9 protein-coding genes and 1 CRISPR repeat array (1 of these 10 only partly in view) are annotated in these 16,725 nt (G+C 50.9%); of the genes, 5 read left to right on the plus strand and 4 right to left on the minus strand.

The annotated features are described in order from the left end of the window. A CRISPR array of direct repeats spans nt 1–1,327; the repeat unit is 36 nt; unit sequence CAAGTATATCAGAGGGAATTAAGACTGATTCCCAGC; it begins 1,207 nt to the left of the window's first position. A gap of 208 nt (nt 1,328–1,535) precedes the next feature. From HMPREF0044_RS02275 to pta, 4 genes are all read right to left on the minus strand, one after another. Further along, nucleotides 1,536–1,970, minus strand: a complete 435-nt coding sequence (locus HMPREF0044_RS02275) for a hypothetical protein (protein WP_006546483.1) — start codon at nt 1,968–1,970, stop codon at nt 1,536–1,538. Beyond that, nucleotides 1,967–4,018, minus strand: coding sequence for an NAD(+) synthase (locus HMPREF0044_RS02280; protein WP_006546484.1), 2,052 nt, complete (start codon nt 4,016–4,018; stop codon nt 1,967–1,969). Before HMPREF0044_RS02280 ends, HMPREF0044_RS02275 begins: the two co-directional genes overlap by 4 nt. Nucleotides 4,019–4,381: 363 nt before the next feature. Further along, nucleotides 4,382–5,554, minus strand: a complete 1,173-nt coding sequence (locus HMPREF0044_RS02285; RefSeq protein WP_040312736.1) for an acetate/propionate family kinase — start codon at nt 5,552–5,554, stop codon at nt 4,382–4,384. A 118-nt stretch (nt 5,555–5,672) separates the two neighbouring features. After that, on the minus strand, nt 5,673–7,244 hold the full coding sequence (gene pta, locus HMPREF0044_RS02290) for a phosphate acetyltransferase (protein ID WP_040312829.1): 1,572 nt from the start codon (nt 7,242–7,244) through the stop codon (nt 5,673–5,675). Nucleotides 7,245–7,438: 194 nt separating this feature from the next. Here pta and HMPREF0044_RS02295 point away from each other — a divergent pair, with 194 nt between their 5' ends. The 5 genes from HMPREF0044_RS02295 to guaA all read left to right on the plus strand — a co-directional run bounded on the left by HMPREF0044_RS02295 (nt 7,439) and on the right by guaA (nt 16,696). Next, on the plus strand, nt 7,439–9,448 hold the full coding sequence (locus tag HMPREF0044_RS02295) for an ABC transporter ATP-binding protein (RefSeq protein WP_006546487.1): 2,010 nt from the start codon (nt 7,439–7,441) through the stop codon (nt 9,446–9,448). Then, complete coding sequence (locus HMPREF0044_RS02300; protein ID WP_006546488.1) at nt 9,445–11,205, plus strand: ABC transporter ATP-binding protein; 1,761 nt, start codon at nt 9,445–9,447, stop codon at nt 11,203–11,205. Before HMPREF0044_RS02295 ends, HMPREF0044_RS02300 begins: the two co-directional genes overlap by 4 nt. A 122-nt stretch (nt 11,206–11,327) precedes the next feature. Continuing rightward, nucleotides 11,328–13,352: an ABC transporter ATP-binding protein gene (locus HMPREF0044_RS02305; protein ID WP_006546489.1), complete on the plus strand. Its 2,025-nt coding sequence runs from the start codon at nt 11,328–11,330 to the stop codon at nt 13,350–13,352. Next, nucleotides 13,349–15,082, plus strand: coding sequence for an ABC transporter ATP-binding protein (locus HMPREF0044_RS02310; protein WP_006546490.1), 1,734 nt, complete (start codon nt 13,349–13,351; stop codon nt 15,080–15,082). The genes HMPREF0044_RS02305 and HMPREF0044_RS02310 overlap by 4 nt, the downstream gene beginning before the upstream one ends. A gap of 42 nt (nt 15,083–15,124) precedes the next feature. Beyond that, nucleotides 15,125–16,696: a glutamine-hydrolyzing GMP synthase gene (gene guaA / locus HMPREF0044_RS02315; RefSeq protein WP_006546491.1), complete on the plus strand. Its 1,572-nt coding sequence runs from the start codon at nt 15,125–15,127 to the stop codon at nt 16,694–16,696. The last annotated feature ends 29 nt before the right edge of the window (nt 16,697–16,725 follow it).

A 16,725-nucleotide genomic window follows, 5' to 3' on the forward strand; every position in this document is an offset into this window, starting at 1 on the left:
GTTGCGTCGCCAAGTATATCAGAGGGAATTAAGACTGATTCCCAGCGATGGCGACGCCGTATTTTTCGATTGGGCAAGTATATCAGAGGGAATTAAGACTGATTCCCAGCCGTTGTCCGATTTGCTGGTGTGCTTTCCCAAGTATATCAGAGGGAATTAAGACTGATTCCCAGCGCGTCCAAGCCAACCCGGCACCCGCCAGCAAGTATATCAGAGGGAATTAAGACTGATTCCCAGCTTGGGCAACAGTGACTTTGAAAGTGTTGCAAGTATATCAGAGGGAATTAAGACTGATTCCCAGCGCAGCGACCATTGGGTCACGGGCGATACCAAGTATATCAGAGGGAATTAAGACTGATTCCCAGCGCGGAGCAGGCTTTCAATGAAGTTGATTCAAGTATATCAGAGGGAATTAAGACTGATTCCCAGCGAAGCGCGCGTTAAGTGATTATGCTTTTCAAGTATATCAGAGGGAATTAAGACTGATTCCCAGCGCTCACCACGTAAAAGAGAGCTGATAGCCAAGTATATCAGAGGGAATTAAGACTGATTCCCAGCGAGCTGGGTGGAAGGCGATAGCCTTTTCCAAGTATATCAGAGGGAATTAAGACTGATTCCCAGCCACGCTGGCAAATATCCATGGGTGTTAAACAAGTATATCAGAGGGAATTAAGACTGATTCCCAGCGGGTTAATCGTTAGGGAATCTGTAAACCCAAGTATATCAGAGGGAATTAAGACTGATTCCCAGCGCAGTGGGAAGCGTATTATGATTCGATTCAAGTATATCAGAGGGAATTAAGACTGATTCCCAGCGCGTTGGAGACCATTCAAGAAAGCGTCCCAAGTATATCAGAGGGAATTAAGACTGATTCCCAGAAATCATATTCAAGTTCGATTCTGCGTTTCAAGTATATCAGAGGGAATTAAGACTGATTCCCAGCAGCCTGGTAGCCCGTCGCCGGTAAGCCCCAAGTATATCAGAGGGAATTAAGACTGATTCCCAGCCAAGCCCGCGCAAAAAGGCATGGAGGAACAAGTATATCAGAGGGAATTAAGACTGATTCCCAGCCGTAGCAGCTTAAGGTTGAGGGGAGCCACAAGTATATCAGAGGGAATTAAGACTGATTCCCAGCTCTACGCGGCGGGCTTGCCATAGCTCGCCAAGTGTATCAGAGGGAATTAAGACTGATTCCCAGCATACCGACCACCAGTCACCCAACCTTCCCAAGTATATCAGAGGGAATTAAGATTGATTCCCAGCTTAGCAGCCCGTAAGGCAACTGAGCTACCAAGTATATCAGAGGGAAATATGACTAAAACCCAACGGGCTTTGAACCGTTGGGTGCTGTATCTTAGGGCAGTAGAAAATCAGGGCAATGGCCAATCGGCAGGTTGTCTGTAGTAAGAGTGAAAAGTTAAATCCACACTGTTTAGGGATTTAAGATAGCAGTTAATACCAGCACGTACACTAAACGCGACCTCAGAAAGGATAGAGGTCGCGTTTAGTGCGTTTAAACCGGTTAAAGGTTGCGTTTAGTGCGGTGAGTTAGGTGCAACGCCCTCGGAAATGAAGAAACGGCGCGAAACGAAAGCTAAACCCGCAACCACAATCGCACCCGTAAAAGAAAGCATAAAGAATAAGCCAGCCACGTCCTTAAAATAGTTAAAAAGTAATGCAACTAAACCAAACACCAGGCTCATAACCCCATGCAAAACCGCGAAAAACGCTGTCAAACCAACGAAAATCTGCAGTTGCGGCGCAATCGGAGCCACCTGCTGTGGAACCAGCCCCCGGCACAAGAACCGAAACGGCGTCGCAGCAAAATCCAACTCCGTTAAAGGACCATCCACCTTAAACAGCGCATTCACCTTAAAGAAACCACGGCCCCAAACGAAAGCCACCCAAAAGAAAACCAGGGGAGCCACAACGCTCAAGGCAACCAGTGGAACCAGCACAAACACGCTCATTTCTTCACGACCTCAAACCCCAAAGACAAACCCAAATCATCAATCCGGCGTAGCCATGCGTCAGCCAAAGCATCAGAAGGCATACGCCAATCCCCACGCGGTGAAAGTGAACCCGCAGGTAAAACTTTCACACCATTAGGAACTGCGGTGCGCTTAAACTGATTCTGGAAGAAACGACGGAAGAATAAACGCTGCCACATGAGGATATCTTCCAAACCATACTGAACGCGGTCCCCCTCAGGGTAGCCCAAAGGCCATTCGCCCGCAGCTGCGTCCCGCCACGCATGCCACGCGCGGAACGCAATCTTTTCCACCCGGTAGCCGTACTTTAGCGTGTAGTAAAGAGTGAAATCATGCAGGCTGTATGGACCAATCGAAGATTGTGTAGACTGAGGCTCCTCACCCGCTTTCAACGGAATTAACTCAGGAGTAATCTCTGTATCCAAAATGGAATTCAAAATATCATTCACTGGCTCATTGAACTTACCAGAAGACACTACCCAGCGGACTAAATGCTGCATAAGCGTCTTTGGTACGCCAGGGTTCACTGAATAATGCGACATGTGGTCGCCCACGCCGTAAGTACACCAGCCCAACGCCAGCTCAGACAAGTCGCCCGTGCCAATCACAATGCCGCCACGCGCATTCGCAATGCGGAAGAGGAAGTCCGTGCGCAAACCAGCCTGCACGTTTTCGAAAGTCACGTCATAAACTTCTTCGCCACGCCCAAACGGGTGGCCCATTTCTTTCAACATTTGCGTGGCAGCAGGGCGAATATCCAGGGTTTCAAACGTGGTTCCCAGCGCTTCTGACAATGCTTGCGCATTTGAACGCGTATGTTCCGTAGTGGCGAAACCTGGCATGGTGAAAGTAAGAATATATTCCCGAGGGCGTCCTAACCGGTCCATTGCCTCAACGCAAACTAACAGTGCCTGGGTGGAATCTAAACCACCGGAAACACCTAGGACTGGTTTAACGTTTGGGCCAATGGACTCTAAGCGACGCATCAGTGAAGAAACCTGAATGTTGTAGGCTTCGAAACAGTCTTCATCCATGGTTGCTGGATCACTTGGAACGTATGGGAAACGCTGAATCTGCCGTTGTAGACCTAAATCTGTATGTGGAGGGTTCAGCTCAAACTCAATTACTTGAGTGTCCTCAGCAGACACGTGCGTGAACGTATTCATGCGCTGCTGCTGGTGGCGCAAACGGTCCAAGTCAATGTCAGCAATAGTTAGTTGCAGGCCCCGGTGGAAACGCTGATTTTCTTTAACCAGGTCACCGGCTTCATAAATCAGAGCTTGACCGTCCCAAGCTAAATCATTCGTGGATTCACCTTCGCCAGAGGAAGTATAAATGTAGGCGCAAGCCCCGCGGTGAGAGGCTGACTGGCACATCAGACGACGGTCACGCGCACGTCCAACCGTGACTGGGGAAGAAGACAAGTTAGCAATAATCGTGGCGCCGCAAGCAGAGGCATCAGCGGAAACTGGGGAAGTTACCCACAGTTCTTCACAGATTTCAGGTGCTACTACGAAAGCTGGCAGATCAGTTGCCTGCAGGGCTGGGCAGGCAAAACCTGGAACTACGTCTTTGCCGATCTTAAACTCGGCAGGTACCTGCCAGGCAGAAATCTGGGCAAACCAACGAACCTCGTAGAATTCGCCGTAGTTTGGAATATGTAGCTTTGGCTTTACTGCCAGGAAGTGTCCCTTGTGAATGGCAATCGCCGTGTTATAGAGGTTCGCAGCGTGACGAAGTGGGGAACCCACCAGAATTAGAGGAGTGAGCTCTTTAGAGGCTTCTTTGATTTCTTGCAGAGCTTTAATCACTTCGTCATACATGACGTCAGAGAGGAACAGGTCTTCCGCAGTGTAGCCGGTGAGGGAAAGTTCTGGGAAAACTACCAGTGAGCAACCTTGGTTGTGGGCTTCGGTGGCGGCTTCAATGATGCGGCGAGCGTTAGTGGCTGGGTCGGCTAAAGCTACTGGGAGGGTGACGGCTGCGACGCGGGCAAAACCTTGGTCGTAGAGGCTGTAAAAGTTCATGGTTACCTGATTTCCGCTCAGCGTCGAAGCCGAGTTTTGCTTATAGTTGTTGATTTTTAATGCTAGTTAAAGTATATCTTGGGTTGGCAGTACCGTCCGAACGTGCGAGTTACAGTTCCGGCGTTTTGTCTGCGTCCGAGAGCTCACTTGCATATGAGTTTTTGGGTGGTTGGTGGGCAATAGTCATATGGGAGTTCGTGTTCGCATGTGAGTTTTTGGAGGTGGATGCGCACGGCTCATTGGCAAACCAGTCGCTTCCTCCCCAAGCCTCCGGACACTAGAATCCACGGGCTCCCCGAACTCCACGCACAAACAGAAAGGGGAGGTTTCTCGAAGGAAACCTCCCCACCTGAACTATTAGGTTCAGATCAGGCTCATTGCTTGCTGTGCGATAGCTAGTTCTTCGTTGGTTGGAACTACCAGAACCTTGATTGCGGAATTTTCAGTGGAGATTACGCGTGGTTCTTTAGAACGAACTGCGTTCTTTTCCAAATCCAACTTTATTCCCATGAAAGCAAGACGTTCACAAACTTCAGCGCGGAGGTCAGGGTCATTTTCGCCGATGCCTGCAGTGAAGGTTAGAGTATCCAAACCACCCAATACCGCAGTGTAAGCACCCACATACTTAATTAGACGGTGGACAACAACATCCAGGGCGGCGCGGGCTTCCGCGTCTCCTGCGGTTGCGCGGTCACGGATTGCGCGCATGTCGTTGTCACCTGTAAGTCCTTTAAGGCCTGACTGCTTGTTAAATAAAGTGTCAATTTCGTCAGTGCTCATGCCACCCACGCGAGACAGATGGAATACTGCAGCTGGGTCGATGTCACCAGTACGAGTACCCATTACCAGACCTTCCAGCGGGGTAAGGCCCATGGAGGTATCAACAGCGTGACCGTTTTTAACTGCGGAAGCTGACGCGCCGTTACCTAGATGCAGAACAATCTGCTTTAGTTCTGAATCGCCTAGGAATTCAGTTACCTTACCGGAAACATACTGGTGGGAGGTGCCGTGTGCACCGTAGCGGCGAATAGAGTATTTCGCAGCAACTTCCTTATCTAACGCGTAGGTTGCGGCTTCAGCTGGCAATGACTGGAAGAATGCGGTGTCGAAAACGGCTACGTGAGGGACATCCATGAGTTCGCGTGCAACGTCAATGCCTTTAAGGTGTGCTGGGTTGTGTAGTGGTGCCAGGGGAGCGAAGCCTTCAATGAGGTCGCGAACTTCGTCGGTGATAATCGCTGGGCCGGAGAAGTAGGAACCACCCTGGACGACGCGGTGACCGACAGCTACGATTCCTGCTTCAGACAGTGCTGGACCAACCTGGTCGAAGAGTTCCAGAACTTTTGCAAGAGCAACTGAATGGTCGGCTACTGGGGTTTCCAGTTTTACTTCTTGCTCACCGTATGCGTGCTTGATGAAAGCGATTTCTTCACCAATGCGTTCTACCAGGCCAGAGGCGATGGCTGCACCGTTTTCTGGGTTTACCAGCTGGTACTTCAGGGAAGAGGAACCGGAGTTAATAACTAGAACAGTCACGAATGTGCCTTTCGATATTTTCTTTATTTTCCGAGGACGCCCGCCCACACTTACCTTTTCAGATTGAAATGTTGGGTTTGGGAAAACGTCCTCGGATAAATCCTTTTGAGTGTGAGAGTCAGTTCTGTGCTTGAACGGCGGTGATAGCGATGGTGTTTACAATATCTTCTACTAACGCGCCACGGGACAGGTCGTTTACTGGCTTGTTCAGACCCTGCAGTACTGGACCAACTGCGACGGCACCAGCGGAACGCTGTACTGCCTTGTAGGTGGTGTTGCCAGTGTTGAGGTCTGGGAATACGAATACGGTTGCGCGACCGGCAACTTCAGAGTCAGGTAGTTTTGCTTTCGCAACAGCAGCATCCACAGAGGCGTCGAACTGGATAGGACCCTCCAATGCCAGGTCTGGGCGTTTTTCACGAGCAATGCGGGTAGCTTCAATAACGGCTTCTACATCTGGGCCGGAACCAGACGCGCCGGTGGAGTAGGAAATCAGTGCAATCCGTGGATCAACTCCAAAAGCCACTGCGGTTTCTGCAGAAGAAATCGCAATATCTGCTAGCTGTTCTGGAGTTGGGTTAGGATTAACTGCGCAGTCACCAAAAACTAGTACGCGGTCTTCCATTAGCATTAAGAAAACAGAAGAAACAATGGAGGTTCCTGGCTTGGTCTTGATGATCTGGAAGGATGGGACGATGGTTTCTGCGGTGGTGTGGGAGGCGCCGGATACCATGCCGTCTGCGTCACCGAGGTGAACCATCATAGTGCCGAAGTAAGAGACATCGCTCATCTTAGCTTCAGCCTGTTCAACGGTTACGCCCTTCTTTTCGCGCAGGCGCACGAATTCTGCGACGTAGCGTTCGCGGTAGGCTGGGTCGTTTACGGAAACTACGGTTGCCTTGGACAGGTCCAGGCCGAGTGCTTCTGCGCGGGCGAATACTTCACCAGTTTCACCGAGCAGGATAATGTCAGCTACGTCTGCTTCGAGGATAATAGCTGCCGCTTTGAGTACGCGATCATCTTCGGATTCTGGTAGGACGATGCGGCGTTTCTGCGCGCGAGCACGATCCTTTAAAGCGTTTTCGAACATTAAAGGAGTTACGACGTGAGTTTTTTCAGCGGTTGCTTCAATCAGAGCGTAGTCGTTTAGTTCGGTGATTACGCGCATGTCACCCAGGTGCTTAGAGATGGCTACGCGGGCACCTTCAGTTGGGTTAAGGACAATTAGTGCTGAAACTGGGGCGTGTACGCTGTTTAGTTCATTAACAGCTAACTTGCAGTAGTCTGCCAGTCGTTCTGGGGTACGGACTGCGGAGTCTACGAGCAGGGCTACGGTTGCGCCGAGGTTGATGGCAGTGCGGCCGGCGCGGGTGAGTTCACCTGGGTTGATGAGGTCACCGTCGATGAGGCCAACGATGAGGACTGCGTCGAAGTCGTGGTTGAAAGCAGTGAACTTGGAGATTACCTGGTTCATGGCTGCGGTTTCGTTTGCGACGATGTGGGAGCGGGTGGTGCCCCAGTCGCCACCGAATTCAGTCAGGATTGGGTCTTGCTCTGGGTGGGCGTTGATGAATGGGCGGAAGACTCCGACTTTGCCGTAGTTGGCGCGCAGGGTTTCCAGTGCCTGACGTACGGTTTCTACGCCACCGGAGATGTTTTCAGAAGCAGTTAAAAAGAGCAGCTCCGTCATTGGAGGAGTTTCCTTTCCTAACATTAGTTAAAGAGTTCGTTTAAAAGAATCCTACCTTCCTATTATCAGGGAAAAAATCTGGGCTTGGCGGGGAATAAAGCATGAGAAGATAGACATTTTTAGTTCCGAGGGCGTTCTTTTTAGTGCTACAGTAAGACTCTAAGGTAAAAGCATGGTAAAAGTAGGGGTTTTAGGTGAGTAACCCGGTTAGTTTGGAACAACGCATTGCCGACGTTGAAGCTCGCGCTCAGGCTGAGCAAGTGACCTTACCGCCGGTAAAAGACTATCCAGATATCTCTATCCCCGGACTTAACCCGGTAGATTATCCCGCTAAGAAATTTAGTGCTAAAAAGTGGGCTAACCTGTGCGTTTTAGCAAAGCATAACTGGATTCCCCTGGTGATTGTCATTGCTTTAAGCATTGGTTCAGCCATCCTCATGCCCCTAGTTTCTAAAGCTGCCGGTGAGGCCCTGGACGTGGGCACGGCTATTACTAAGGGACTGGCTACCTATCCAGACCTTTACTGGTCACTGGGGTGGTTAGGGCTAATTATTTTCCTAATCGGCGTGCTTTTAGCACTCCAGGCTATTTTTGAATCTGCTCTGTGGCAATCTGGCTACATCAACTCCTCTTACTTCCTGTTTTCACATACCATCAGACGCGCTTTAAGCACTAAAGAAAACTTAACTACCGGGGAAACTCTCACCACCCTTAGTTCCGACACTTTTTACATCGGTAACCTGCAGGCGCAGTTTGCAAGCTTTGTAGGGGCGGTTTCTGGTATTGGTTTCATCGCTTACCTGATGTTTTCGACTTCCGTGCCCCTGGCATTGGTAGTGCTTATTGGCATGCCGATTATGCTGGGAACGCTGAGTTTCATTGTGCCGAAGTTCTATGCGAAACAAAGCGAACAGCGTAAAGCCCAGGGTGAGTTATCAGCTTTAACCACCGATATGCTCTCAGGATTACGAGTCCTGCGTGGGATTGGCGGGGAAACCCAGTTTAAGAAAACCTATGTCGCGCAAAATGCGGTAGTGACTGAAGCTGGGGTGCAGGTTGCGAAACCCTCTGCCTGGATGCGGGTAACTGAACAAACCCTACCGGCATTACTAACTGTCGTCATTATTGGTTACGGTGCGCTATTAGTTTTCTCAGGAGAGCTAACAGCTGGACAACTATTGGCTTTCTACGGTTACGCCATGTACCTATCCCAACCGATGCGCACTTTCAGCTGGTTTATTACTTCTTTTACACGGGCTCGAGTTTCCCTAGACAAGTTCGCCAAAATCGCTTCTGTGCCAGACGTAATCAGCGACGCAGAAGCCAAACCAGAAAACGGCGATTTCGACTGGCAACAGGTACCTTTGACAGAAAAAACGGGCAGAACAGTTATTAACCCCGGTGAAATCACCGCGCTGGTCAGCCCAGATCCAACCCAAACTGCCTTACTTGCCGAAAGTTTAGGAAGACTAAACACCTGCGAAACTATTTACATAGGTGAACAACGACTGGTAGAAATCCCCATCGAAAAGGTCCGTGCACACCTAATTACCTCTGTAGCTACAAACCACCTATTCGCCGGAACCTTACGTGATAACGTTGCCGGAGCCAGTAAACGAGTCTGGCCAGCTCGCGACGTTAAAGAAGACATTCTGCGTGAGAACTTAGAGTTAGAAATCCGCGAAGAAAACTATCAAGCCTACCCTTGGCCGGATGACGCAGACCCACAGTTAGTAGAAGCCCTGAAAGCCGCTGATGCTATGGACATCCTCACCGGCTTACCCGGGGGCTTGGACGGGTTAATCACTGAAAAAGGTCGTTCAGTATCCGGCGGACAACGCCAGCGCATTGCTTTAGCCCGAGCCCTGTACGCCAACCCAGATGTACTAATCCTAATTGAGCCCACCTCAGCAGTGGATTCACATACGGAAAGTCGCATTGCGAAAAACCTCCGCGACTACCGCCAGGGCAAAACCACGATAATCGTTACTTCATCTCCACTGGTACTCGAAATCTGTGATCGGGTAGTGGTGTATAGCGCCCTCGAAAAAGAAACTCGGGAAACCTTGCCAACTGCAATCGGGGCTGGAACCCACGCGCAACTACTGGCAGACACCAGCGAAGCAGGACGTGCCTATCGCCAAGTCGTCTCACGTGCAACCGGCACCGACAACGACCAGGAAGCAGAAGGAGTCAAAAAATGAAACTACCGCTGACTACTTCCGCCCAAGGCTGGAACAAAGCCTGGAAACTCACCAAAACCCACCGCTCCACCTTTTACCTGGCATTCGCACTGGAAATCACCGCAGTAATTTTCAGCGTTGCCATCCCGTGGGTGGTAGGCAAACTCTTAGACTTAATCACCACCGGAACCACCTTACAAACCGTGTACCTGTTCCTAGGTGGGTTGCTAACCCTGGTGATTCTCAGTGCCGTCGTTACCTACTTTGGCGAATACTACGCCACCGTATTTTCAGAAAAAATCTTTGGCAATATCCGCGCTAACCTCATCGACGACTACCTGAAAGTGCCACTATCCACCCTGGAATCAGCTGGTTCAGGCGATATCATCGCGCGTGGAACCCACGACTTAAACTCCGTGCGCTACATGCTGCACATGGGGGCTTCCACATTTGTTGTCAGTACCCTGCAGGTGATTTTCATCTACACGGCGATTTTCGTAACCTCATGGCAACTCGGGCTGATAGTACTGGCATTTTTACCGGTGTATGCGCTGATGGTGAAGTGGTATTTAGACCGGGCAGTACCTGCCTACCGAATTGAGGCAAGTAATTCTGCCAAACTTGATGCCCACTACGTTGAGGTTTTAGACCAAGCCGTCACAGTAGAAGCATTCAGCCTCCAAAACGCTGAAAAACACAGCTACCTGCACGATTTGAATGGGACGCTAGCTTCGGATCGCTATACGTCCCTGCTGCGTTCGTGGTTGTTCCGCTACAGCTACTGGCTGGCGTTGATGCCATTGTTGCTGGTGATTTTGGTGGGCGTTTACCTAGTCGGTGAAGGCTGGCTCAGCGTCGGTGCAGTTACTGCGGTCAGCCTATACATTCTGCAGTTGCGTACTCCTTTGGATCGGATGAGCTGGTTGGTTGACGTTGCGCAGGTGACGACAGTGGCATTGCGTCGTATCTTCGGGGTTGGCTTGGCAGTTCCCGAGGACGTCACGACTGAAGTAACCGTGGAATCTGAAACAGCAGAGGACGCCGGTAACTCAAGCCAGTTAAGCGTAGCGAATGTTTCGTTTGAATACCGCCCCGGAAAGCCGGTTCTGCGTTCAGTATCCCTAGACATTAAACCTGGCGAAACCCTGGCAATCGTCGGACCTTCCGGTGCCGGTAAATCCACTTTAGGGCGTTTGCTTGCGGGAATTAACTCACCGACCGTTGGCGAAGTCACCCTAAACGGGGTACCTCTGACACAGATTCCGGAAGCAATATTGCGTAACGAAGTAGTGCTAGTTACCCAAGAACATCATGTTTTCTTAGGAACCTTACGCGAAAACTTGACTTTAGCATGCGCGGATGCAACTGATACGCAGATTCACGAGGCTCTGCAAGCAGTCGGAGCAACCCAGTGGGTAACTGCTTTAGAAAACGGGTTAGATACTAAACTGGGAGCCGGAGAGTACGAACTTTCCGCCCCACAAGCACAGCAGCTTTCTTTAGCGCGCATCATCTTACTTAATCCTCACACTCTGGTGTTGGATGAAGCGACCTCACTAATTGACCCAACTGTCGCGCGGAATCTGGAACGGTCCATGCGATCTGTGCTAGCGGGACGCACCGTAATTTCTATCGCCCATCGTCTCTACACCTCTCACGACGCGGATCGAATCGCAGTAATGATTGACGGTCAGATTACAGAACTGGGCTCACACACTGAACTAGTAGAACAGGATGGAGAATACGCCAGCCTCTGGCACACCTGGCAACATCAGTAGGTCTACGCCGGTAGGTGGATAGACCTATTAGAAGGCAGACAAATACCCTATAGTTATATACCGTTGGGAAAAATCCCCAACACTAACAAAACTAAATAAACTCACTGTGAAGGGGAGGGATATTGGAAGCTGAAACCTTTGAATCCGCGCGTGAAAGCCAGGAAGCAAATGGAACTCAAATGCAAAGCACGGTAGATAAACACACGCCCAGCGTGCCATACACGGCCCAGCAAATGGAAGAAAACTTGCGTAAGCGTGCGCATGAGCAGAATGTAGTGTTACCACCAATTGCTCGCGAACCAAACTACCGATACAAACCATTGCGGATTCTCGAAGGTGAAGCTGACGTACTTCCCAGTAAACCCGGGCCACTCGCCGCTTTTGTTCTCAAACGAAACTGGCTATACATTATCATTGGCTCGCTCATTGCGATTATCGCTAACGTTGCCTCAATTTTCAGTGCCGAAGCAGTTGGCAACCTGGTGGACTCTGGCGTAGAAGGAGGCTTCGGCACCTATCTTATTTGGCCATCCTTATACGTACTAGCCCTGATTCTCATTGCTGCTATCACCAGCTCATTAGGGCAAATGTTTGGTATCGCCACCTGGTTCTCTGGGACCGCAACCGTGGCGCGTTCCTTGTCTCACCGCGTAGCAAAACGGGGTATCTCTATTCACTCTAAAAAAGAAACGGGTGATGTCGTTGCTTCTGCAACCGCCGACGTAGACTATGTTGGCTCCACCCAGTGGGAAATGATGGAAATCATTTCTGCTTCCGTAGCTACCGTTGTTGTGGCTTACCTGATGCTTGAAGTGGACGTCACTCTGGGACTGATGGTGATTATCGGTATGCCAATCATCGGTTTAATCACCTCTTTAGTAATCAAACCACTCCAAGAAAAACAAGGTCTGCAACGTCAAGCCCAAGGTGAACTCACCACCCTTTCAACCGACGCAGTAACTGGTTTGCGCGTCCTGCGTGGCATGGGTGGCGAAGATCAATTCATGCGCCAGTTCGAAGAAAAAAACCAAGAAGTCGCAGAAAAAGGCTTCCAAGTAGCAGTACCGCAGTCCCTGCTAACCACTTTTGAAACTTCTCTCCCATCCATCTTCGTGGCTTTCGTCGTAGGATACGCCGCACTGTTGGTATTCGACGGTGACATCACCGTCGGACAACTACTAGCCTTCTACGCTTACACCGAATACCTGGATGCTCCCATCACCGCATTAACCTGGGTGATCCAAGCCGGCACTCGCGCGTGGGTAGGCGTTAAGAAAATCGCTTCCATCTTTGCTGTTCCTGGTGTCGTAAACGCAAAACTTGCCGACGGCTCCACCGTAAACTACGCCACCGCAGACCTCACCGACGTAAACAGTGGAATCACCGTGAAAAGTGGTTTACTGACCGCCCTCGTCAGTGCAGAACCAGAAGACGCAGCTAGCCTCGCCACCCGCCTAGGCCGGATGGACGACACCCACGAAATCCGGTACGGCGCCACCGACGCGCGCAAACTGGACCTCAACCACCTACGTAAACACGTGATCCTATCTTCTACGGATTATCACCTGTTCGCCGGTACTCTGCGTGACAACGTAATGGGCTCCCAATGGCGTCACTGGCCAACCCCAAACCTTAAAGAAATGATCTACGCAGAAGTAATCGAAAATGCTTCCCGCGAAGAAATCTTCACCGCTCCCATCTGGGAATCTGAAGCCGACCCGCAGGTACTTGCAGCCATTCATAATGCTGATGCCACTGACATTATGGAAGCCCTCCCCGGACAGCTCGACGGACTCATTAGTGAAAAAGGACGCTCCCTTTCCGGCGGTCAAAAACAGCGTATTTGCCTGGCGCGCGCCCTCTTTGCCAACCCCGATGTGCTTATCCTCGTAGAGCCAACTTCCTCAGTTGATTCCCACACGGAAAACCGCATTGCCAAAAACCTAGCGAAAGCACGCAACGGGCAAACCACCCTGGTAGTCACCACCTCACCACTAATCCTGGAACACTGTGACGAAGTAATCGTCATGGGAGTCGACGGAAAAGAAATCGCTCGTGGCACCCACGCTGAGCTCAGCCAAGCAGAATCCAACTCAGCCCACGCCTACCAGCACATCGTTTCTCGTACCACCGGGGGTGAAGCATGAAACTACCAATCTCACAAACCCGTATCTCCCAGCGACGCTTCGTGAACCTGCTGGGTGAATTCAAAGGACAACTAACCCTGGCAGTTATCCTGCAGGTCATTGTCGTGGCCTGCACGGTTGCCGTACCTTGGATTATCGGCGATGTGGTAGACATGATTGATGAAGGTACCACCCGTGACGTAGTCATCTGGTACCTGGGCATTATCATCGCGCTACTTATCTTTCAATCGGTAGTAAACTTCTTTTCTGAATACGTCTCCCGCGTACTTTCTGAAAAAGTATTCGCCCGCCTACGGGCAAAACTTGTACGCGGCGTACTTTCTATCCCGCAATCAACCATCGAATCTGCAGGTACCGGTGACCTGCTGGGACGTACCACCACCGATATCGAAAACGTGCGTTTCGTAGTCAACCAAGGTATCTCCCAGTTCATCACCGCAGTGCTAACCGTGATCCTCACCTACGGTTTTGCATTCGCAGCTTCGTGGCAGCTAGCAATCGTCTCTATGATTTTGCTCCCAGTGGTAGGGGTAGCTCTGAAACGCTACCTGGTGCACGCCACCCCCGCTTACCGCACAATGAACGCGCAGTGGGCGCGCCTCAACGGCTACGTTTCTGAAACCACTGAACAAGCCCGTACCATCGACGCTTTCTCAATGAGTGGTCCCCGTAATGCCGGTTACGACCGGGAAGTAAACGGCATGATCCTCATTGAACGCTACGCCGCATACCTACGCACCTGGTTAGTGGCACTTATGAACTCTATGCTGTCGATCCCAACCCTATTCGTAGTATTAGTAGGTGCTTGGCTCTACCAGTACGATTTAGTTACCCTGGGTGCAATCACCACAGTCGCCTTCTACACAGTAGACCTACAGGAACCCCTCTACGAACTTTCCTTCTGGATTGACTCCATGCAGACCGTAAACGTTTCTTTGGGACGTATTTTCGGTATCGAAGACGTTGAACCAGACCGTCACCCAACCGGGGAAAAACCACGGGGAGAAAGCATTGTCTCGCGTAATGTTTCATTCTCTTATAGAGAGGGAATAGAAGTCTTACACGACGTTAGCCTCGACATTAAACCAGGGGAAACCCTGGCAATCGTCGGTCCATCAGGTGCTGGCAAATCCACTTTCGGCCGCTTAATCGCCGGTGTGCATACTCCAGGCTCCGGTGAACTCACCGTTGGGGGAGTACCACTAGTAAACCTCAACGAAGCTGAACTGCACCGTCATGTGGCGTTAGTATCCCAAGAACACCACATGTTCGTCGGCACCATTCGTTCCAACCTGCTTTTAGCTGCACCAGAAGCAACTGAAGCGCAACTTTGGGAAGCCCTTGACGCTGTTGAAGCAAGTTCATGGGTGAACGCCCTCGAAAATGGTATCGATACGGAAGTTGGATCCGGCCGCACCCGCCTGAATCCAGGTCAGGAACAGCAACTAGCGCTGGCTCGCATAGTTTTGCTTGACCCACACACCCTGGTATTAGACGAAGCAACTTCCATGATGGACCCCACTGCCGCGCGTTCCTTGGAACGTTCCCTCGCGAAAGTTATGCACGGACGCACTGTGATTGCTATCGCACACCGTCTTTACACCGCCCATGACGCAGACCGCGTAGCAGTAATGGTTGACGGGCAAATCGCGGAACTTGGCACCCACGATGAGCTAGTAGAACTCGGAGGCGAATACGCTAGCTTATGGAAGACCTGGCAAGCAGAGTGACACCTAGGATAGAGTAGCATTGTGAATAATGTAGAAGCTCCAATGAACGACACTAACGTTCGCCCAGTACTCGTTGTTGATTTTGGCGCCCAGTACGCGCAGCTAATCGCTCGTCGCGTCCGCGAAGCCAAAATTTATTCGGAAATCGTTCCACACACCATGCCAGTTGAAAAAATGCTGGCTAAAGAACCTGTAGCGATTATCCTCTCCGGTGGTCCATCCTCAGTCTACGAAGAAGGCGCACCATCCATTGACCCAGCAATCTTCAATACCGGTCTGCCAGTTCTAGGTATCTGCTACGGTTTTCAAACCATGGCACATGCCCTGGGTGGCACCGTTGGACGTACCGGCACCCGCGAATACGGTCACACCCCAGCTCAGGTGGATGGAGAATCCTGCCTGTTCAGCGGCACCCCACTGGATCAGGCAGTATGGATGAGCCACGGTGACGCAGTGCAAGCTGCACCAGTAGGTTTCACCGTAACCGCATCCACCGCAGAAACCCCAGTAGCAGCATTTGAAGACACTGAACGTCGCCTCTTTGGTCTGCAGTGGCACCCAGAAGTAATGCACTCTGAATTTGGTCAAAACGCGTTGGAAAACTTCCTTTACAACGGTGCTGGTCTGGAACCAACTTGGACTCCTGGATCTATCATCGATGAACAGGTTGCGCGTATTCGCGAACAAGTCGGCGAAGCTCACGTAATTTGTGCTCTTTCCGGCGGGGTTGATTCATCTGTAGCGGCTGCACTGGTACACAAGGCAGTTGGCGATCAGCTCACCTGTATTTTCGTAGACCACGGTCTGCTGCGCGCAGGCGAACGTGAACAGGTTGAAGAAGACTACGCAAAAGGCATGGGCATCCGCGTAATCACTGTCGATGAATCTGAACGATTCCTCACCGCCCTCGCAGGTGTTTCTGAACCAGAAGAAAAGCGTAAGATTATCGGTCGCGAATTCATCCGTTCTTTTGAAGCAGCTCAACGCCGCGTAATTGAAGAAGTCGGCGCAACTGGCGCAGAAATCAAGTTCCTCGTACAGGGCACTCTATACCCGGACGTAGTCGAATCTGGTGGTGGTGAAGGCGCAGCAAACATTAAGTCCCATCACAACGTAGGTGGTCTGCCAGAAGACCTTAAGTTTGATTTAGTTGAACCACTGCGTACCTTGTTTAAGGATGAAGTTCGCGCTATCGGTCGTGAACTGGGAGTTCCAGAAAAGATTGTTGCCCGCCAACCATTCCCAGGTCCAGGTTTAGGCATCCGCATTATTGGTGAAGTCACTAAGGAACGCCTGGATATCCTACGTGCAGCTGATTTGATTGCGCGTGAAGAACTTACCGCAGCTGGCTTAGATGAAACCATCTGGCAGTGCCCAGTAGTTTTATTAGCAGATGTTCGTTCCGTTGGCGTGCAGGGCGACGGCCGTACCTACGGTCACCCAATCGTGCTGCGCCCAGTGTCTTCCGAAGACGCTATGACCGCTGACTGGACTCGCCTGCCTTACGACGTGCTGGCACGCATTTCCACTCGCATCACCAACTCTGTTGAAGATGTAAACCGCGTGGTTTTGGACGTTACTTCCAAGCCACCAGCAACCATTGAATGGGAATGATACGTAGCTTTCGCTAAGTGAGCTGCCCC

The organism is Gleimia coleocanis DSM 15436 (genome assembly GCF_000159015.1).
In the GTDB taxonomy this organism is placed as follows: domain Bacteria; phylum Actinomycetota; class Actinomycetes; order Actinomycetales; family Actinomycetaceae; genus Gleimia; species Gleimia coleocanis.